This is a genomic window from Leisingera sp. MMG026 (genome assembly GCF_021654205.1).
Classification (GTDB): Bacteria; Pseudomonadota; Alphaproteobacteria; order Rhodobacterales; family Rhodobacteraceae; genus Leisingera.
Map to the genome: position 1 here is coordinate 45,269 of NZ_JAKFZM010000016.1, position 19,104 is coordinate 64,372.

At 63.6% G+C, this 19,104-nt stretch carries 16 protein-coding genes; 11 read left to right on the top strand and 5 right to left on the bottom strand.

Going from position 1 to position 19,104, the window contains the following annotated elements:
• Positions 1-29: 29 nt before the first annotated feature.
• Both L1069_RS10755 and L1069_RS10760 read left to right on the top strand, forming a co-directional pair.
• Positions 30-539 (top strand): DUF1178 family protein, encoded by a 510-nt coding sequence (locus L1069_RS10755; RefSeq protein WP_129371696.1) that lies wholly within the window; start codon positions 30-32, stop codon positions 537-539.
• 14 nt (positions 540-553) lie between these two features.
• Entirely contained in the window at positions 554-1,195 is a 642-nt protein-coding gene (locus L1069_RS10760) for an SDR family oxidoreductase (RefSeq protein ID WP_237455664.1), read from the top strand.
• 384 nt (positions 1,196-1,579) lie between these two features.
• Here L1069_RS10760 and L1069_RS10765 read toward each other — a convergent pair whose 3' ends face one another.
• Positions 1,580-3,352, bottom strand: coding sequence for a trypsin-like peptidase domain-containing protein (locus tag L1069_RS10765; RefSeq protein WP_129371694.1), 1,773 nt, complete (start codon positions 3,350-3,352; stop codon positions 1,580-1,582).
• A gap of 257 nt (positions 3,353-3,609) precedes the next feature.
• Here L1069_RS10765 and L1069_RS10770 point away from each other — a divergent pair, with 257 nt between their 5' ends.
• The 9 genes from L1069_RS10770 to glmM all read left to right on the top strand — a co-directional run bounded on the left by L1069_RS10770 (position 3,610) and on the right by glmM (position 15,578).
• Positions 3,610-4,551 carry a glycine--tRNA ligase subunit alpha gene (locus tag L1069_RS10770; RefSeq protein ID WP_237455665.1) on the top strand — a complete coding sequence of 314 codons (942 nt, stop codon included), beginning with the start codon at positions 3,610-3,612 and terminating at the stop codon, positions 4,549-4,551.
• 16 nt (positions 4,552-4,567) lie between these two features.
• Positions 4,568-5,095: a DUF6446 family protein gene (locus tag L1069_RS10775; protein ID WP_237455666.1), complete on the top strand. Its 528-nt coding sequence runs from the start codon at positions 4,568-4,570 to the stop codon at positions 5,093-5,095.
• A gap of 33 nt (positions 5,096-5,128) precedes the next feature.
• Entirely contained in the window at positions 5,129-6,337 is a 1,209-nt protein-coding gene (gene gltS, locus L1069_RS10780; RefSeq protein WP_129371691.1) for a sodium/glutamate symporter, read from the top strand.
• 9 nt (positions 6,338-6,346) lie between these two features.
• On the top strand, positions 6,347-8,587 hold the full coding sequence (glyS, locus tag L1069_RS10785; protein ID WP_237455667.1) for a glycine--tRNA ligase subunit beta: 2,241 nt from the start codon (positions 6,347-6,349) through the stop codon (positions 8,585-8,587).
• 135 nt (positions 8,588-8,722) lie between these two features.
• A complete protein-coding gene (locus L1069_RS10790) occupies positions 8,723-11,341 on the top strand; it encodes a putative PEP-binding protein (protein ID WP_237455668.1) in 2,619 nt (872 codons plus the stop codon).
• 171 nt (positions 11,342-11,512) lie between these two features.
• A complete protein-coding gene (locus tag L1069_RS10795; RefSeq protein WP_237455669.1) occupies positions 11,513-12,166 on the top strand; it encodes a cell wall hydrolase in 654 nt (217 codons plus the stop codon).
• A 130-nt stretch (positions 12,167-12,296) separates the two neighbouring features.
• Positions 12,297-13,217 carry a dihydroneopterin aldolase gene (locus L1069_RS10800; RefSeq protein ID WP_129371688.1) on the top strand — a complete coding sequence of 307 codons (921 nt, stop codon included), beginning with the start codon at positions 12,297-12,299 and terminating at the stop codon, positions 13,215-13,217.
• Positions 13,214-14,209 (top strand): dihydropteroate synthase, encoded by a 996-nt coding sequence (folP, locus tag L1069_RS10805; protein WP_237455670.1) that lies wholly within the window; start codon positions 13,214-13,216, stop codon positions 14,207-14,209. The genes L1069_RS10800 and folP overlap by 4 nt, the downstream gene beginning before the upstream one ends.
• A 22-nt stretch (positions 14,210-14,231) precedes the next feature.
• Positions 14,232-15,578, top strand: a complete 1,347-nt coding sequence (gene glmM / locus L1069_RS10810) for a phosphoglucosamine mutase (RefSeq protein WP_237455671.1) — start codon at positions 14,232-14,234, stop codon at positions 15,576-15,578.
• 15 nt (positions 15,579-15,593) lie between these two features.
• On the opposite strand, the gene L1069_RS10815 is transcribed toward glmM, so the two are convergent.
• From L1069_RS10815 to ilvC, 4 genes are all read right to left on the bottom strand, one after another.
• Entirely contained in the window at positions 15,594-16,505 is a 912-nt protein-coding gene (locus tag L1069_RS10815; RefSeq protein ID WP_237455672.1) for an EamA family transporter, read from the bottom strand.
• A complete protein-coding gene (locus L1069_RS10820; protein WP_237455673.1) occupies positions 16,502-16,945 on the bottom strand; it encodes a hypothetical protein in 444 nt (147 codons plus the stop codon). The genes L1069_RS10815 and L1069_RS10820 overlap by 4 nt, the downstream gene beginning before the upstream one ends.
• Before the next feature lie 93 nt (positions 16,946-17,038).
• The gene (locus L1069_RS10825) at positions 17,039-17,947 is read right to left on the bottom strand and encodes a DMT family transporter (RefSeq protein WP_237455674.1); all 909 of its coding nucleotides are present in this window, start codon (positions 17,945-17,947) and stop codon (positions 17,039-17,041) included.
• Between the two features lie 90 nt (positions 17,948-18,037).
• Positions 18,038-19,060 carry a ketol-acid reductoisomerase gene (ilvC, locus tag L1069_RS10830; protein WP_024090926.1) on the bottom strand — a complete coding sequence of 341 codons (1,023 nt, stop codon included), beginning with the start codon at positions 19,058-19,060 and terminating at the stop codon, positions 18,038-18,040.
• Between the last annotated feature and the right edge of the window lie 44 nt (positions 19,061-19,104).

Below are 19,104 nucleotides of genomic sequence, written 5' to 3' on the forward strand. Positions count from 1 at the left end.
AATCAACCCTTCCTGCTAAGAGGGAAAGCATGATTCAATACAGCCTCAAATGCACCGATGGCCACAGGTTCGACAGCTGGTTCCAATCGGCGGCGGCCTTTGACAAGCTGGCAGCGGCGGGTCTGGTGTCCTGCGCTGTCTGCGGTGGCGCGCAGGTGGAGAAGGCGATTATGGCGCCACGGGTCCGCCCCGGGCGCAAGGCGGTGTCTGCTGTCGGGGAACCGGAACCGCAGGCTGCTGCGCCCGCCGCTCCGGCTGCGCTCCCCGCAGCTGCGCCGGCGGCTGCTGCAGGACCCGGCATGCTGAGCCGCCCTGCGGGCGCGGTGGAAAAAGCGATTGCTGATCTGCGCAAGAAGGTTGAGGAAAACTCCGATTACGTCGGCGGCAGTTTTGTTCAGGAAGCACGGGCAATGCACCTGGGCGAGGCGCCGGAGCGGGCGATTCATGGCGAGGCCAAGCTGGAAGATGCGCGGGAGCTGATCGAGGAAGGCGTGCCGGTCATGCCGCTGCCGTTCCGTCCCGGGCGCAAAACAAACTGAAGGGCAGAGCAAAAATGCATGCAGTTGTAACAGGAACCAGCCGCGGCATCGGCAAGGAGCTGGTGAAACGGTTGCAGGAGGCGGGCTATGAGGTGACAGGCACCTCGCGCGATCACTCCTCGGGCGTCAAGCTGGATGTCTCCGACCCTGGCCAGCAGGCGCGCTTTGCGGCCCAGATCAAGAACCGGCCGGCGGATCTGCTGGTGTGCAATGCCGGGGTCTATATCGACAAGGCGATGGGGCTTGAGGACTACTCGGCCGAGGTCTGGGCCAAGACCCTGGCCGCCAATGTGACCGGCGTGTTTCTGACGGTGCAGGCGATGTTGCCCAATTTGCGGCTGGCAGAAGAGCCGAAGATCGCCATCCTGTCCTCGCAGATGGCCAGCCAGTCGCGCGCACCCGGCGGCAGCTATGCCTACCGCGCGTCCAAGGCCGCGGCGCTGAACATCGGCCGCAACCTGGCCACTGATCTCCAGCCGGAAGGAATTGCCGTCGGCATCTATCACCCGGGCTGGGTACGCACCGACATGGGCGGTTATGAAGGCGATATCACGGTGGAAGAGTCCGTCGCCGGGCTGATCAATGAATTCGCAGTGCTGAACCTGGACACCACTGGCTGTTTCCACACCTGGGACGGCCGTATTCAGCCTTACTGACTTTACTTTCGCACAGTAGGCTTAAGGCTCCCAAGCCCGCAAAGGCCTGGCTGCGCCAGCCCCGTTTGCGGGCTTGGGCCGGGGGGGGGGCGGGGGGGGGGGGGGGGGGGGGGGGGGGGGGGGTGGGGGGGGGGGGGGGGGGGGGGGGGGGGGGGGGGGGGGGGGGGGGGGCCCCCCCGCCCCCCCCCCCCCCGGCACCGTGCATTGGCACGGTGCTATGCCCAACGGGCATAGGGCCTGATAAGGCCCGTTGCCGGGCGGGAGTGCCTGCCTGTGCTCAAGCTGCCGCGCATTAAAGGTACAGCTTGCATGAAAAAACCGGCGCAGAACCTGCGCCGGCTTTTGTCTTGTCGGTCTGGCCTGCCACGAGTGACGGCCAGCCGGTCACTCCCAGCAGCTGACCAGCACAGTCATGCCGGACGCCAGCCGGGTCATTGCCGCATTGGGCAGGCTGCCTGCCGGCGCGCTTTGTGCTGCCGGGGTCATACCTGCGGTGTTCAACGCGCTGCGGATGGCTTCGGCGTTGACGGCAAAGCTGACACCTTCGGGCAGTTGCTTGCCCTCGATCTGGCGCGGCAGCAGCATCCCCAGAACAGCGCCGCTGCTGTCCAGAACCGGACCGCCCGCATCACCGGGCTGGGCTGACAGTTCCAGCCGGGCAACGCCGGTGTTGCCATCCAGGCTTTTGACGTCTGCGACTTTGCCCCAGGTCAGGCTTGGTGCGCCCAGCACACCCTCATAGGAGAAGCCGGAAACAGCGATCTCAGACTGCAGCCGCGGCGAGGCGGTGCTGAGTTCACCAACTGCGGCAGGCGCCAGCGCCTGGACCGGGCGCAGGATGGCGATGCCGTCGGCGGTGTTGTTGGCCGCCACTTCGGCCCTGTAGCCGTGGTCCAATGTGATGCGGGTACAGCCCGCCACCACGTCGGAGGTGGTCAGCACGCTGCCGTCGCCATCGACAAAGAAACCGGAGCGCGACAGTTTCGGTTTGCGGATTTCCAGGCCGGAAACCAGGTCGATGTTCTGCACTGCATCGCCGCCAGCTGCCGGGTCCAGCACGCCGTCGAGGCGGGTGAAGCTGGCTTGCATTGCCGCCAGAACGCGGGCGCGGCGGTCTTCGTCACCGGCCGGCCAGATCAGGGTAAAGCCCTTCACTTCGCCGTTTTTCAGGCTGGCTTGGGTAAAGGAGACGATCTTGCTGTTGCGGCCTTCGATGGTGAAGCTGTCCTTGCCGCGCTGGCGCGGGCCTTCCAGCGGCACAATCGCCAGCGTCTGCATAATGTCATAAAGGCCGAAAAGGGTGCGTTTGTCGCCGGGCTGGCTGATCAGCAGCACCTCAGCGCCCAGGCTGCCCTTGGCGGCGTAATGGGCAAAGGGCGATTCATAGCGGTCGAACGCGACCTCATCCGCAGGGATCTGCAGGGCGATGCCGGCCTTGGCGTCTTCCACGCGGGCCATGCCGACCGAGATCAGCGGCGCGTTGTATTCATCCATCAGCACCTGGCGCTGGGCGGTGGTCAGCACGCCGGTGGGTTCAAATCCGCGCGCCGTTTGCCAGTCGCTCATCGAGCCGCGGGTGCCACGGCCAAAGGCGCCGTCAATGGACGAGCTGTAGAAGCCTGCGGCCTTCAGGGCGACCTGCAGTTCCATCCGCTGTTCACGCGACAGCACGCGTTCGCTGCGCCGCGCCTCGGCGGGGGTCTCATCCGGCAGGTTCGACTGCACGGCTGCCTGCTGCTGCGGCGCGGGATCCGCCGCCGCAGGGGCCGCCGGTGCAGGGGCAGGCGCTGGTTGCGCCGGGGCGGTTGCATCTGCCGCCACCGGGTAGAACTGGTTGCGCAGGTTGCGGCGAAACGCGATGAAGCTGTCGCGCGGGATCTGGTTTTCGGCGCGGTAGACTTGCAGCACCCGTTCGGCATCTTCGCGGGCGTAGGGGCCGATCACCACCCCGTACCAGCCGCCGCCAAGCGCATAACCGGAGACGTCGGGCAGGCGGGCGGCATAGGTGCGGGCCTCGGTCTCGGCCTCGCGAAGGGAGGGGCGGGCGGCGATCTGGATCCACACCGCATCGCGGCTGCTTTGCGCCGAAACCGGCGCGGTGAACGCAATGGCCAGCGCAATCAGCGGCAGCGCCAGAGCGGCAAACAGTTTTTTCATTGTCAGGGCCTCGTATCCCGGAAGATCTCTTATTCTTTGCCGCGGAGGTTAAGCATTTTGGCACGGCAAAGGGAACTCCTCATCGCAGGGGGAATTCCCGCCCCGTTGCCGCATTCCCGCACTTTTGTTGCCGATACGCTGCACAGCGCAGGGCAGCCGCTGCGGTGTAAGCCCCCGCAGGGCGTTGACCCTGCCCATTGCCTTGCATAGGAAGATCCCCGCAATTGCTGCCCCAGCTGCCCCAAAAGGGATACGAGATGAACCAGACCAACGGCGCGCCGCGCTCCTTCCAAGAGATTATCCTGAGGCTTCAGAATTACTGGGCCGCCAAAGGCTGCGCGGTGATGCAGCCCTATGACATGGAAGTCGGCGCCGGCACCTTTCATCCGGCAACCACGCTGCGCTCGTTGGGGTCCAAAGCCTGGGCCGCAGCCTATGTGCAGCCTTCGCGCCGCCCCACGGACGGGCGCTATGGTGAAAACCCGAACCGGCTGCAGCATTATTACCAGTACCAGGTGCTGATCAAACCCTCGCCGCCGAACCTGCAAGAGCTGTATCTGGGCAGTCTTGAGGCCATCGGCGTTGATATGGCGATGCATGATATCCGCTTTGTCGAGGACGACTGGGAAAGCCCGACGCTGGGCGCCTGGGGCCTGGGCTGGGAAGTCTGGTGCGACGGCATGGAAGTTTCGCAGTTCACCTATTTCCAGCAGGTCGGCGGCCATGACTGCCATCCTGTGTCGGGCGAGCTGACCTATGGTCTGGAGCGTCTGGCGATGTATGTGCTGGGTGTCGATCACGTGATGGACATGCCCTACAACGATCCGGATGCGCTGATCCCGCTGACCTATGGCGATGTATTCAAGCAGACCGAAGAAGAATACGCCCGCTGGAACTTTGACGTGGCCAATACCGAAGTGCTGCTGCGCCATTTCGAGGAAGCCGAGGCCGAATGCGCCGCCATCCTGGCGCAGGAGCATATGGACCCCAAGACCGGCAAGCGCATCATCATGGCGCATCCCGCCTATGACCAGTGCATCAAGGCCTCGCATATCTTCAACCTGCTGGACGCCCGAGGGGTGATTTCTGTCACCGAGCGCCAGGCCTATATCGGCCGGGTCCGGGCGCTGGCCAAGCAATGTGCCGATGCCTTTGTGCTGACCGAAGCTGGCGGGCATACTGCCGGCACCGCAGCCTGAGCAGGGATAGCACGGTATGGGGAAAGTTCTTGCTCTGGTCCTGATCCTGTCGGCGCTCGCTGCCGGCGGGGCGATGTATTACCTGCAGATCTACGGGTTCTACGATAACGTCGAGCTGCAGCCGGGCCGCGACGTGATGCTGATGCCGCTGGACGGCGGTGAGCCGCAGCCCGTGGCCTATTCGGATTTTGAGGCGATTGACGCCGGCAGCTCGCCGATCCGCTACCGCGCTTGTTTCCGCACCAGGGTTTCGCCGGACGAGCTGGCGCAGATCTTCACCCTGACGGACAAGCTGGAACCGCGCAACGCGCCGGGCTGGTTCGATTGCTTTGATGCCGCAGCCATCGGCGCCAGGCTGGCGGATGGCTCGGCCAAGTCCTTTCTGTCGGTCAAGAACATCTCCTTTGGTGTCGACCGGGTTGTTGCCGTCACTGACGATGGCCGCGGTTATGTCTGGCACGAGCTGAACAAATGCGGCCAGAAAGCCTATGACGGCACTGTGGTGGGCGAGGAATGCCCGGCCCGGCCGGCAGCAGGCGAATAACCGGAACGTTCAGAGGTAAATCCCGCGCGGGACATGGAAACCCATATCACCATACCTGACTTCATCTCGGTAACGCTGGGGTTTGCGGTCTTTCTGCTGGGCGCACGACTGAATGCCAAGGTTGCGGTGCTGCGCCGGTTCAACATCCCGGAGCCGGTGACCGGCGGGCTGGCGGCCTCGGTTGCGGTGCTGCTGGTCTACGGCCTGACCGGTCTGCAAATCGAGTTCGAAATGCAAAGCCGCGACTACCTTCTGGTGCTGTTCTTTGCCGGTATCGGCCTTAACGCGCGGCTTTCCGACCTGGTCGCCGGTGGCCGGCCGCTCGTCATCCTGCTGGTGCTGACTCTGCTGGCCATTCTGGCCCAGAACGTGATCGGCGCGACCGGGGCCGTGCTATTCGGATATCCGGTTCAGGCAGGCGTTCTGTTCGGCTCGGCCGCACTCATCGGCGGGCACGGAACGGCTATTGCCTGGGCGCCCGATGTGGCTGCCGCGGCAGGGCTGGACGGGGCTGCCGAATTGGGCGTGGCGGTGGCCACCCTTGGGCTGGTGCTGGCAGCACTGGTAGGCGGGCCGGTTGCCCGCCACCTGATCAACCGCCATGGGCTGACGCCTGCGCGCCCGGAGGAGGAACAGACAGTCGGCCTTGGGCATGACGAGGCGGAGACAGCAAGCGTCGGCCACCTCGATCTGATGCGGGTGATGCTGTACCTGAACCTTGCCATAATCCTGGGATATGCCGCCTCGATCAGCCTGGACGCCGCGGGGGTGAAGCTGCCGCTGTTTGTGCCCTGCCTGATCGCGGGCATTCTGCTGGCGAACCTGCGCAGCCTGCTGGCGCCCGCTGCGGACCCCGTGGCCCGCACCCCGGCGCTTGCTCTGATCTCGGAGTTCTCGTTGGGCGCCTTTCTGGCCCTGTCGCTGATGGCCCTGCAGCTGTGGACCATCGCGGGGCTGGGATTGGCCATTGCCGTCATCATGCTGGCACAGACGCTGTTCACCGTGGCCTTTGTGCTGTTTGTTCTGTTTCCGCTGCTGGGACGCGGCTACCGGGCTGCGGTGCTGGCCGCCGGGTTCGGCGGCTTTGCCCTGGGCGCCACCCCCACTGCCATCGCCAATATGACCGCTGTGACCAAACGCTACGGGCCGTCGCCTATTGCCTTTGTTGTGCTCCCCCTTGTATCCGCCTTCTTTGTTGATATCGCCAATGCCATCGTCATCCAGGCGATTGTGAATTTCTGAGGACCCCCGATGCCCGATCTGCTGATTGAACTCTTTTCCGAAGAAATCCCGGCCCGCATGCAGGCGCGTGCGGCTGAGGACCTGAAGAAACGCGTGACCGATGGCTTGGTCGAGGCGGGTCTCACCTATTCCGGTGCCGCAGCGCTGTCGACACCGCGCCGCCTGACACTGGCCGTCGACGGCCTGCTGGCGGAAAGCCCCACCATCCGCGAAGAACGCAAAGGCCCCAAGGTCGGCGCGCCGAACAAGGCAATCGAGGGCTTTCTGCGCGGCGCAGGCCTGACCCGTGATCAGCTGGAAGAGCGCGAAACCCCCAAGGGCGCGGTCTATTTCGCGATGATCGAAAAGCCGGGGCGCCCGGCGGCGGAGATCATTGCCGAAGTGCTGGAAGACACCATCCGCAATTTCCCCTGGCCGAAGTCGATGCGCTGGGGCGCAGGGTCCTTGCGTTGGGTGCGCCCCTTGCATTCGATCCTCTGCATCCTGTCGGATGAGGCAGGCGCGACCGTGGTGGATCTGGACATCGACGGTATTAAATCCGGCAACACCACCCGCGGCCACCGCTTCATGGCGCCGGACCAGATCACCGTCACCGGATTTGACGACTACGCCGCCAAGCTGAAGCGCGCGTATGTGGTGCTGGACCCCCGCGAACGGGCCGAGGCGATCTGGCAGGAGGCCACCAATCAGGCCTTTGCCAGCGGCCTGGAGGTGGTCGAAGACAAGGGCCTCTTGGCCGAGGTCGCCGGACTGGTGGAATGCCCGGTGGTGCTGATGGGCGCCATCGACGCCGAATTCCTGGAGCTGCCGGCCGAAGTGCTGCAGACGTCCATGAAGGAGCACCAGAAGTTCTTCTCGGTCAAAAACCCCAAGACCGGGCGGATCGAGAAATTCATTACCGTTGCCAACCGCGAGACGGCGGACAATGGCGCCACCATTCTGGCGGGCAATCAAAAAGTCCTGTCGGCGCGGCTGGCCGATGCCAAGTTCTTCTGGGAGAACGATCTGCGCACCGCCAAGTCCGAGGCGGGCATGAGCGCTTGGGTCGAAAACCTCGGCAATGTGACCTTTCACAACAAACTGGGCACCCAGGCGGCGCGGATTGACCGCATCGCCGCGCTGGCCCGCGAAATCGCGCCGGTGGTCGGCGCCGATGCCGGTTTGGCAGAGCAGGCGGCGCGGGTCGCCAAGGCCGATCTCAGCTCGGAAATGGTCTATGAATTCCCGGAACTGCAGGGTCTGATGGGCCGCTACTACGCGCAGGCCGCGGGTCTGCCTCAGGAAGTGGCGAACGCCTGCGAGCAGCATTATTCGCCGCTGGGGCCGGGCGATGATGTGCCGTCTGAACCGGTGTCTGTTGCCGTGGCGCTGGCCGACAAGCTGGACACGCTGACCGGCTTCTGGGCGATTGACGAAAAGCCCACCGGGTCGAAAGACCCATACGCCCTGCGCCGCGCCGCGCTGGGGGTGATCCGGCTGGTGCTGGAGAATGACGTTCGGGTGCCGCTTGACCGGTTCTTCGACAGCCAGTTGCTGCGGACAGAGATGAGTGTAAATCATTCTGAAGGATCGATGGGCGAAGCAATGCTGAGTGATCTGATCGCTAAAATTGCTAAGCACGGGGTATTTGGAGCGGCATTTAAGGAGGTGCAAGCCAGCGCTCTTGGGGGAACAGATTGGCCTTCCCCCATAGAAGGATTGGACGCAAAAATTCCGGATACTTCCGACAACCTCCTCTCCTTCTTCCACGACCGCCTCAAGGTCTTCCTGCGCGATCAGGGCATCCGCCACGATGTGATCGACGCCTGCATCGCGATGGACGGCAACGACGACCTGACCCTGCTGGTGAAACGCGCCTGCGCGCTCGAAGACTTCATGAAGACCGAGGACGGCACCAACCTCCTTCAGGGCTTCAAACGCGCCAACAACATCCTGTCCCAGGCGGAGGAAAAGGACGGCGTCGAATACTCCTATGGCGCCGACCGCAAGTTTGCCGAGGACGACACCGAAAAGGCACTGTTCGACGCGCTGGAGGCAGGCGGGGCGGCGATCTCTCCGGCCATCGAGGCCGAAGATTTCGCGGCAGCCATGCGGGGCATGGCCGCTCTGCGCGCGCCGATCGATGCGTTCTTTGAGGCAGTGCAGGTGAATGCGGACAGCGAAGTGGTCCGCCGCAACCGCCTGAACCTCCTCAGCCAGATCCGCCAGGTTTGCGGCCAGGTGGCGGATCTCACCAAGATCGAAGGCTGAGAGAGCCGCCCGCTCTTTCACCTTTCCAAAAATACTCCCGCCGGAGGCGCCGGCCTTGCCGCAAGGGAAGGCCGGTTTTCTTTTGCAGAACCGCGCTCAGTTGCCGGAGGGCGGTTACAAGCCCCTTGCGCGATCATGTCTTGTCCTTATGGTGACTTGCAAAGGAGACGTGCTGCAGTGCAGAAAGATTTCGAACAGATCCCGCCGGCTTCCCTTATCACCGCGACCGCACCGATTGCCGCCACCACCCATGGCGGGCGGGCGAAATGCCTGCAGCGGCTGGAGCGGCTGGACCTGCCGGTGCCGCGCACAGTGGCGCTGTCTTTTGACGCGGTGCATTCCATTGCCGAAGGCCAAATGCCGGACCTGACAGCAGTGCTGAGCGAATTCGATCCGGAGGCACTGCTGTGCGTTCGCCCGTCTTCCGAGGATCCGGATTGGGGCGGACCGGGCGCGATCCTGAACATCGGCATGAACGACGCGCGTTATGTGGACCTTTGCGACAGTCTGGGCCGCGAGGCCGCCGCGGCTTTGTTCCTGCGCTTTGTGCAATCTTACGCAGTGCATGTGGCGCGGCTGGACCCGGATGTGTTCGACGATGTCGAGGATGGCGGCCCGGACGCGCTGAGCGAGATCCTGCACGCTTACGAGGCGGAAACGGATGAGCCTTTCCCGCAGGATCCAGGCGAACAGCTGGCGGCGGTGCTGCGGTCGATGGCGCGGGCCTGGGAAGGCACCTCGGCGCGGCTGTTGCGCCAGGCCAAGGGCGCACCTGCTGATGCAGGCCTGGGGCTGGTGGTGCAGGAAATGATCCCCGGTGTCGGCCAGGGCGAATGCGGCTCCGGCGTGCTGCAGCTGGTGAATTCGACCACCGGCAGCCCGCGGCTGACCGGACGCTACCTGAGCCAAAGCCAGGGGCGCGATGCGCTGGGGGCAGGGGCCAAGGCACTGTATCTGGCCAGGGACACGCGCGGACTGTCGCTGGAGGAGCTGGCGCCGGAGGCTTTTGCGGATATTCAATCCCATGCCGCGCTGATGCGTGAGAAGCTGCGTGAGGAAATGCAGCTGGAGTTTGTCATTGAAAACGGGCGTGTGCATATCCTGGACGGGGTGCGGGTGGCGCGCTCGGCGCAGGCTGCGGTGCGGATTGCTGTGGCGCTGGCCGAAGACGGCATTATCCCGCAGGAAGAGGCGCTGTTGCGGGTGGATGCGCATATCCTGAACGAGATGCTGCACCGCCAGGTGGCGCCGGATGCGGAACGGGATGTGATTGGCAGCGGCATCGCCGCCAGTCCGGGGGCTGCCACGGGCAAGCTGGTCTTTACCGCCGCCGGGGCGCAGGCCAGCGCGTCCCGCGGGGAGCCCTGCATTCTGGTGCGCCGGGAAACCTCTCCTGAAGATGTGCGCGGGATGCATGCCGCTGCCGGGGTGCTGACCGAAAAGGGCGGCATGACCAGCCACGCTGCGGTGATCGGCCGCGGGCTGGGGCTGCCGTGTATTGTCGGCGCCCTGAACATGAAGTTCCACAGCAAGCGCAAGATGCTGGAGGCGGCGGATGGCCGGGTGTTCCGGGCTGGTGACATCATCACGATCGACGGCAGCAGCGGCCATGTGCTGGCGGGCCAGCCGGCGATGCTGGAGGCGGCCCAGGACGGGGCGCTGCAAACCTTGCTGGCCTGGGCCGACGAGGCCCGCGACATTGGCATTCGCGCCAATGCTGATACGCCGGAAGATGCTGAAACAGCAAGGAAATTCAATGCGCAGGGCATCGGGCTCTGCCGCACGGAACACATGTTCTTTGAACCCGGCCGCCTGACGGTGATGCGGGAGATGATTTTTGCCGAGACACCGTCAGGGCGGGCTGCGGTGCTGGAGCGGCTGCTGCCGATGCAGCGTGACGACTTCCGAGAACTGTTCCGGATCATGGAGGGGATGCCGGTCTGCATCCGCCTGTTCGACCCGCCGTTGCATGAATTCCTGCCTGCCACCAAATCCGGCCAGCGGGAATTGTCCGAAGCACTGGGCATCCCGGTCAGCGATGTCACCCGCCGGGTTGAGGAAATGGGCGAATACAACCCCATGCTGGGCCTGCGCGGTGTGCGGCTGGGGGTCACGGTGCCGGAAATCTACGACATGCAGGCGCGGGCGATTTTTGAAGCCACATTGGAAGCCTCGGAAGAAGGCGAGCCTGTGGTGCCGGAGATCATGATCCCGCTGGTCTCGGCCAAGCGCGAGGTGGAGCTGGTCAAGGCCCGCATCGATGCGGTGGCCGCAGCGGTCAAGGCAGAGCGCGGCGAGGACTTTACCTACCGGCTGGGCGTCATGGTGGAAACACCGCGCGCGGCGCTCAGGGCGGGCGAGATTTCACCGCATACCGCGTTCCTCAGCTTTGGCACCAATGACCTCACCCAGATGACCTATGGGCTGTCGCGCGACGATGCCGGGCGGTTCATGTCGGACTACGTGAACCAGGGGGTCTTTCCCGAGGATCCGTTCCATGTGCTGGACACCGACGGGGTGGGAGAGCTGCTGAAACTGGGCGTTCAGCGCGGCCGGGCGGAAAACGGGGAGATCACTCTTTCAATCTGCGGCGAGCACGGCGGCAACCCCGAATCGATTGCCTTTTGCCGTGACGCGGGCTTTGATTACGTTTCATGTTCCCCGTTCCGGGTACCGGTTGCGCGTTTGGCCGCAGCCCAGCTGGCAATTTCCGGAAAAACCGGGCAGACAGCGCCAACATACACAAAATATTAAGAAAAATTGGGCCATCCAGCAGCCGCCGATGTAACACCGGCGGTGGGCTTGTGTTCCTCGTGAGTGCGGTTGCTGCCCGAACGCTGGACGTTTCGGGTCTTTTACCTTAAGGGATGCGACCGCATGTGCCGGGGGAACCGGGCACAAGCTGCTAGGACGGGGGAACCCTGAATGAAATTGTTGACTATGATTGCCGTGATGGCTGCCACCATCGCGATGGGTAAGAGTGTTGCTGCCGAAACCGGTCTGGGTACGCTGATCGAGCGTGAACAGGCCAGTTTGAGTGCAGTTCCTGCGCGGAAGTTCAGCGGGTTTTTCGGGATCCGCAACAACGCGTTCAAGAGCCGCAAGGCACGGCCGCAGATCGAATACAGCAAGGCCTGGCTGGATGCCCAGCCGAAAGCTGCCGGCGGCGAGCAATTCGCCTGTCTGGCCGAAGCGCTGTATTTCGAAGCCCGCGGCGAAACCGTAAAAGGCCAGTTCGCAGTCGCCGAAGTGATCCTGAACCGGGTCAAGAGCGCGCAGTTCCCGAATTCGCTTTGCGGTGTGATCAAGCAGGGAACCGGGCGCAAGTACCAGTGCCAGTTCACCTACACCTGCGATGGCCACAAGGAAGTGATCAACGAAAAGAAGGCGTATCAGCGGGTGGCCAAGGTGGCACGCGCCGCGCTGAACGGGCTGAAGTCAGAGCTGACCGGTGGTGCGACCTACTATCATACCACCGCGGTCCGGCCGCGCTGGAGCCGCACCTTTACAAACACCACGCGCATTGGTGTGCATCTGTTCTACCGGGACGAACGTTACCGGACGGCGCTGAGCAACTGACCGCCTGAAGGCGGCACGCCAGTGCCGCTTTCAGCCACTGGCGTGGCGTTTGCGGGCCTGTTATGACGGCGCTGAAATACTATTGTTGGGTCCCATCACCTGACACTGCCAGCCAAAGGCCCGTTTTCCCATGCCCTCTGAAATCCGCCTTGCCTTTGCGCACCCGTCCGAGCGTTCCGTGGCCACTGCTGCGCCCGGACCGCTGGACCGCATATCCTTGCGGGATCACACTGTCGAGGTGGAGATCGGCGCGTTTCAGGCCGAGCGCGGCACCACCCAGCGGATCTGTTTCAATGTGGTGGTGGAAATCTCGCCGCTGCCGAAGGACCTGGACGATGATGTCGACCGGATCCTGTCTTATGACAAAGTATCCGAGGCAATCGCGCATGAGCTGGCGGCCGAGCGGCTGAACCTGCTGGAAACCCTGGCCGAACGCGTGGCCGAGCGGATCCTGCTGGAGCATCAGGCCGTGCGCGCCTTTGTGCGGATCGAGAAACTGGACCGCGGACCCGGGGCGCTGGGCGTCGAGGTGGTGCGCTCCAAGGATCAGATCACCCATCCGGTGGACGAGGAAGAGCGCCCGCATCCGCGGCTGATGTATCTGTCTAACGAAGCAATCAACAGCGGTAACCTGACTGCCTGGATCGACCAGATGGAATGCCGCCAGCGGCCGCTGATCCTGTGCGTTGGCGCCCACCTGCTGGAGGTTCCCACCACCGGCCACAAATGGACACAGCGCCGGATCGATCTGCTGGCAATCGAACAGAATGCCTGGCGCCTTGCCGCCAAGGATGACCGTTGCGTGGTGGTCTCGACCCGGACCGAGCTGGACTGGGCGATGAAGAACGGCCAGATTTGCGTCTGGGCGCCGTCCAAGATCGTGCTGGACGCGGTGGAAGGCCCCTCGGCGCCGCCGTCGAACTCGGTTGCGCTGGCAGCCTGGTTTGCGGCGACTTTTGAGGCGGGTGAAATGATTGTGCTTGGCGGGGATTTGCCTGATAATCCCGGTGTCCCCTTGCGGGCCGTCAGCGTGGAGCAAACACAACTGTGATTTATTACCGGCCATTGGTTCAGCATGGCGAGGCGCGCCCCGAAGGTGCGGTCCCGCTGGCAGGCAGTGCCCTGTGGTTTACCGAGGTTGAAATCCTGAGCCGCGACGCACCGCCGCGGATCGCACCGGCAGGGCTGGTGCCTGAGAAGGAACGCCGCCGCTTAAGCGCGCGGCGTGCGTCGATTGCCGGGCTGGATATGACCCAGCCGCAGATCATGGGCATCCTGAATGCGACTCCGGACAGTTTTTCGGACGGCGGCCGGCATTCCGGTGTCGAGGCCGGCAAGGCGGCTGCCTTGCGGATGGTGGAGGAGGGCGCCGCGATCATCGACGTGGGCGGCGAATCCACCCGCCCGGGCGCCGAAGAGGTTTCCGAGGCTGAGGAAATAGACCGCACCGCGCCGGTAATCGCCGCAATCCGGGCCGCCAGCCCGGTGCCGGTCTCCATTGATACCCGCAAGGCCACTGTGGGCATGGAAGCGATGGAGGCGGGGGCCAACCTGCTGAACGACGTCTCAGGCTTTACGTTCGATCCGGCGCTGGCGCCTTTGGCGGCCCAGGCCAGCGTGCCGGTCTGCATCATGCATGCGCAGGGCGATCCGGCCACCATGCAACAGGACCCGCATTACGCCAATGTGCTGCTGGACGTTTATGACTTCCTGAGCGATCAGATCGACCGGCTGGAAGCCATTGGCGTGGTCCGCGAACAGATCGTGATTGATCCCGGCATCGGCTTTGGCAAGACGCAGGCGCATAATCTGACGCTGTTGCGCAATCTCAGCCTGTTCCACGGGCTTGGCTGCCCCATTTTGCTGGGCGTGTCCCGTAAAGGTTTCATCGGTAAAATCGGCAAGGAGCCGCGCGCGGATGCCCGTGCTCCCGGCTCAATCGCCGTGGGGCTTGCGGCCCTGGGGCAAGGCGTGCAATTCCTGCGGGTGCATGACGTTGCTGAAACGGTTCAGGCACTGCGACTTTGGCAGGCCGTCCGCTGAGGCTTTTGGCAGGAAAAGCATAATGCGTAAACTCTTTGGCACTGATGGCGTGCGCGGCACTGCCAATACCCATCCCATGACCGCCGAGATGGCGCTGCGCATCGGCGCCGCAGTCGGGCGTTACTTCCGGCGTGACGGGTCTGGCGTGCACCGGGTGGTAATCGGCAAGGACACCCGGCTGTCCGGCTACATGTTCGAGAACGCGCTGACGGCGGGGCTGACCTCCACAGGCATGAACGTGCTGTTGCTGGGTCCGGTGCCGACGCCCGCAGTGGGGCTGATGACGCGGTCGATGCGGGCCGACCTGGGGGTGATGATCTCGGCCAGCCACAACCCTTCCGAGGATAACGGCATCAAATTCTTCGGCCCTGACGGTTTCAAACTGTCGGACAGCGCCGAGATGGAGATCGAAGTCCTCATCGATGCGGGGGTCGAAGCCGCGCAGGCCGCCAATATCGGCCGTGCCAAGCGGATTGACGATGCCCGCTTCCGTTACGGTGAGCGGGTCAAAAGCTCGCTGCCGCGCAATCTTGGCCTGAACGGGCTGAAAGTGGTGATCGACTGCGCCAATGGTGCAGCCCACCGGGCGGCGCCCGAGGTCCTGTGGGAGCTGGGCGCCGAGGTCATTCCGGTTGGCGTCTCGCCGGATGGTTTGAACATCAACCGCGGCTGCGGCTCGACCCAGCCGCAGACCGCCGCTGAGGCAGTTGTGGCACATGGTGCCCATGCCGGTATTTGCCTGGATGGCGATGCCGACCGGGTGATTGTGATTGACGAAACCGGCACCGTGGCCGATGGCGATCAGCTGATGGCCTTGCTGGCCACCCGCTGGGCGGAGCAGGGCCAGCTGGCAGGCGGCGCGCTGGTCGCGACGGTGATGTCGAACCTCGGGCTGGAACGGCATCTGGAAAGCAAGGGGCTGGGACTGGAGCGCACTGCCGTCGGCGACCGCTATGTGGTGGAGCGGATGCGCGAGGGCGGCTTTAACCTGGGCGGTGAGCAGTCGGGCCATATCGTGATGAGCGATTACGCAACCACCGGCGACGGGCTGATGGCGGGGCTGCATTTCCTGGCTGAGATGGTACAGACCGGCAAATTGGCGTCTGAGCTGGCGCATCAGTTCCAGACCGTGCCGCAGCGGCTGCGCAACGTGCGCTTTCAGTCCGGCCAGGCGCCATTGGAAAATGAGCGCGTGCAGGAGGCGATTGCCGCTGCCGAGAAAGCACTGACCGGTCAGGGGCGTCTTTTGATCCGCAAGTCCGGAACCGAACCTCTGGTGCGGGTAATGGCGGAATGCGAGGACGCGGGGCTGATGGCGCTGGCAGTTGACAGCGTGGTGGCTGCGGTTGAGGCCGCCGTCGCAGAGTAACTTGGCTGGGGGCGCTTAGCCGCCTTTGGTGAACAGACGGCTTAGCTTGCCGAACTGGCTGAGGCCGAGACCGCCCAGGATCATCCCCATTGCCAGCAGCATCGAGGGCGGCAGGTCCTCGCCCAGGAAGACAGCACCCAGCACCACGGCCCAAACCGGCACCTGATAGTTGGTCAAGGTCATGAAGGTTGGTCCCGCTTCCCGGACCACGATGACCCGCAGCAGGTTGGCAGCAGCAGTGGGGATCAGGCCGAGGATGGCGGCAATCGCCAGTGTCTTTGTGTCCGGCATCACTGGCGGCCCTTCGGTGAGCCAGGCCACAGGGAAGATGATGAAGCAGCCGATCACCAGGAAAATTGCCGCCAGCCCCAACGGGTCCGCCGGCGGCAGGCGCCGGGTCAGGATCGAGCTGACCGAGTAACAGGCTGCTGCCGACAGGCAGGCGGCCCGGCCATAGGGCTCCAGCGCGGCGCCGCTGGTCTCAAACGCCTTGCCGCCGATCAGCAGTGCCACACCGGCAAAACCGATTGTAAAACCAATCAGGCGGCGCAGGGTCATCTGCTCTCCTGGCACAAAGAAATGCGCCAGCGGCAGCACCATCAGCGGGATCGCCGCCATGCTGACGCCGGTAAAGCCCGAGGAGACATGCTGCTGGCCCCAGGAGATCAGCATGAAAGGCAGGGCGGTGCTAAGGATGCCGATGATGATGATAGAGGGCCAGTTGGCCTCGCCCCGGAACAGCTTGAACCCGCGCCAGCCCCAGATTGCGCCGAGCAAAAGGGCCGCAAATCCGATCCGCCCGGCGGCCAGCCAGAACGGTGTGATGCCTTCCAGTGCCAGCTTGATCAGCAGAAAGGTGGCCCCCCAGACCAAGCCAAGTGTGGCAATCATCAGCCAGTAGCGCGGGGCGATGTTGCTTGTGCTCATAGCTGGTTCTTGGCCCATTCACCAATTGCGGTTTGAAAAAGTTTGTGCGCGCGAGGCAGGATTGCCGGGTCCCCCATCTTGCGTTCAAGTGTTTCTAGTTGTGGCTGCAAGCGGTGACGATTGGGCGATGAGGCTCCTGTGAGTAGAGGGATGGCCTTGATGAATAGGGCAATTGCTTTTGCATCTTCACCAAGGTCGGATTGCGCTATGCCTTGATTGATTAAATTGGAGGCGTGCTGGTGGTCGGTAAAGAGATAACCGGTAAAGCGTAAGCTGACTTCGCACTTGCGCAGCCGCTCATCTGCAGGACGACTGAACTTGTGGCATCCGGAGGCGTAGATGCTGAAAGAGATGAGGTAGATCCAGATGCCTAGAAAGGCCCAGATCATGATTGCCTTTAGCCATTGTTTGGGAGTGTCGCGCGGTGCGATGCCGGGCATGGGTTTCTCCTGCGGTTCACGGGGCGAAAAGACCCCGCCGGGCGGACGGGGTCAATGGTAATTGCTTTGTTATCGATCGAAGTGTCTTTGACCCTAGACCGCGCGCGGGCGGCGGTTGCGGCTGAGGAGCAGCCCGCCGAGGATCAAAGCCAAAGCTGCAAACAGCTGCGGCGGCAGGGTCTCCCCCAGCAGTGCTGCGCCAAAGATCACCGACCAGACCGGCACCTGATAGTTCACGGTCGACAGGAACGCAGGACCTGCGCTGCGGGCGACCTGGACCAGCAGCACCTGCGCCAGCGCGGTGGGCAGCAGGCCGAGATAGATCACCGCGCCCAGCGGCAGGGCGGCGGGCAGTTCCGGCACGCCTTCGGCCCAGAGGGCGGCGGGGGTTATCATCGCAGCACCGCACAGCAGCGCCGCGGCAGAGAGCGACAGCATGTTCACTTGCGGGCAAAGCCGGGTGATGATGGATCCGATGGCATAACACAGCGACGCACCAAGACAGGCGAGGCGGGCGAGTGATTCAAAATCCGTTCCGGCAGAGCGGAAGGCATCGAGCCCTATCAGCACCATGACGCCGGCAAAGCCGATCAGGAAGCTGAGGGTGCGGCGCAGGGTCATATGCTCACCCGGCACCAGCACATGCGCCAGCGGCAGCACAAACAGCGGCACAACGGCCATGCAGACCCCGGCAAAGCCGCTGGCCACATAGGTCTGCCCCCAGCTGAGCAGGGTGAAGGGCAGGGCGTTGGTGAAAAACCCCATGCCAATGGCGCAGGCCCAAATGATCCGGTCCTCGCGGTTGCGCAGGGTGGGCAATCCGATCCCCATGGCGGTGATCACACCGAGAAGGCAAAATGCGCCAATGGAAATCCGCAGCGAGGCGATGGTCATTGGCGGAAAGCCCCGCAGCGCCAGCGACACCGCCATGAAGGAAGCACCCCAGATCACTCCGAGGAACAGAAGTTTGGCCCAATTGGCGGCGCCGGGAGAGTCTGGCATGGAAATGTCTCAATGTCTCGGAGCAAAAAAGGGCGCCCCAAAGTGGAGCGCCCTGCAGAGGTAAGGTCAGCGGAAATGTCCGCGGGCGCCTTAGTTCTTCTCTTTGTCGACCATCTTGCCGGCCGAGATCCAGGGCATCATGCCGCGCAGCTTGGCGCCGGTTGCCTCGATCGCGTGCTCGTCGTTGGCACGGCGGGACGCTTTGATGGTCGGCTGGCCAACCGCGTTTTCCAGCATGAAGTCGCGGACGAACTTGCCCTGCTGAATGTCGTTCAGCACTTCTTTCATGCGGGCTTTGGTTTCGTCGTACTTCAGGATGCGCGGGCCGGTGACGTACTGGCCGTACTCTGCAGTGTTGGAAATCGAGTAGTCCATGTTGGCGATGCCGCCTTCATAGATCAGGTCGACGATCAGTTTCACTTCGTGCAGGCACTCGAAATAGGCCATTTCCGGTGCGTAACCGGCTTCGACCAGGGTCTCGAAACCGCAGCGGATCAGCTCAACCAGGCCGCCGCACAGAACTGCCTGCTCGCCGAACAGGTCGGTTTCGCATTCTTCGCGGAAGTTGGTTTCGATGATGCCCGAGCGGCCGCCGCCAATGGCGGAGCAGTAGGACAGGCCGGTTTCCAGCGCTTTGCCGGTGGCGTCGTTGTGAACCGCGACCAGGCAGGGCACGCCGCCGCCTTTGGTGTATTCGCCGCGCACGGTGTGGCCGGGGCCTTTGGGCGCCATCATGATGACGTCGACGCCTTCTTTCGGCTCAATCAGGCCGAAGTGCACGTTCAGGCCGTGGGCAAATGCGATGGCTGCGCCCGGACGGATGTTGTCGTGGACATATTTCTTGTAGGTCTCAGCCTGCAGTTCGTCGGGCATGGTGAACATGATCACGTCACACCAGGCGGCCGCTTCTGCAATGCCCATGACTTTCAGGCCTTCGCCTTCGGCCTTCTTGGCCGAGGGGGAGCCTTCGCGCAGCGCAACGACAAGATTCTTGGCGCCGCTGTCGCGCAGGTTCAGCGCGTGGGCGTGGCCCTGGGAGCCATAGCCCAAGATGGCCACTTTCTTGTCTTTGATCAGGTTCACATCGCAATCGCGGTCGTAATAAACGCGCATGATCCACGTCCTTTCCATTGGTGTTTGAGGGCATCATAGGCATG

Coding starts and splice junctions, on each gene's coding strand:
- L1069_RS10755 (WP_129371696.1), top strand. CDS start 30: ATGATTCAATACAGCCTCAAATGCACCGATGGCCACAGGTTCGACAGC.
- L1069_RS10760 (WP_237455664.1), top strand. CDS start 554: ATGCATGCAGTTGTAACAGGAACCAGCCGCGGCATCGGCAAGGAGCTG.
- L1069_RS10765 (WP_129371694.1), bottom strand. CDS start 3,352: ATGAAAAAACTGTTTGCCGCTCTGGCGCTGCCGCTGATTGCGCTGGCC.
- L1069_RS10770 (WP_237455665.1), top strand. CDS start 3,610: ATGAACCAGACCAACGGCGCGCCGCGCTCCTTCCAAGAGATTATCCTG.
- L1069_RS10775 (WP_237455666.1), top strand. CDS start 4,568: ATGGGGAAAGTTCTTGCTCTGGTCCTGATCCTGTCGGCGCTCGCTGCC.
- gltS (WP_129371691.1), top strand. CDS start 5,129: ATGGAAACCCATATCACCATACCTGACTTCATCTCGGTAACGCTGGGG.
- glyS (WP_237455667.1), top strand. CDS start 6,347: ATGCCCGATCTGCTGATTGAACTCTTTTCCGAAGAAATCCCGGCCCGC.
- L1069_RS10790 (WP_237455668.1), top strand. CDS start 8,723: ATGTCTTGTCCTTATGGTGACTTGCAAAGGAGACGTGCTGCAGTGCAG.
- L1069_RS10795 (WP_237455669.1), top strand. CDS start 11,513: ATGAAATTGTTGACTATGATTGCCGTGATGGCTGCCACCATCGCGATG.
- L1069_RS10800 (WP_129371688.1), top strand. CDS start 12,297: ATGCCCTCTGAAATCCGCCTTGCCTTTGCGCACCCGTCCGAGCGTTCC.
- glmM (WP_237455671.1), top strand. CDS start 14,232: ATGCGTAAACTCTTTGGCACTGATGGCGTGCGCGGCACTGCCAATACC.
- L1069_RS10815 (WP_237455672.1), bottom strand. CDS start 16,505: ATGAGCACAAGCAACATCGCCCCGCGCTACTGGCTGATGATTGCCACA.
- L1069_RS10820 (WP_237455673.1), bottom strand. CDS start 16,945: ATGCCCGGCATCGCACCGCGCGACACTCCCAAACAATGGCTAAAGGCA.
- L1069_RS10825 (WP_237455674.1), bottom strand. CDS start 17,947: ATGCCAGACTCTCCCGGCGCCGCCAATTGGGCCAAACTTCTGTTCCTC.
- ilvC (WP_024090926.1), bottom strand. CDS start 19,060: ATGCGCGTTTATTACGACCGCGATTGCGATGTGAACCTGATCAAAGAC.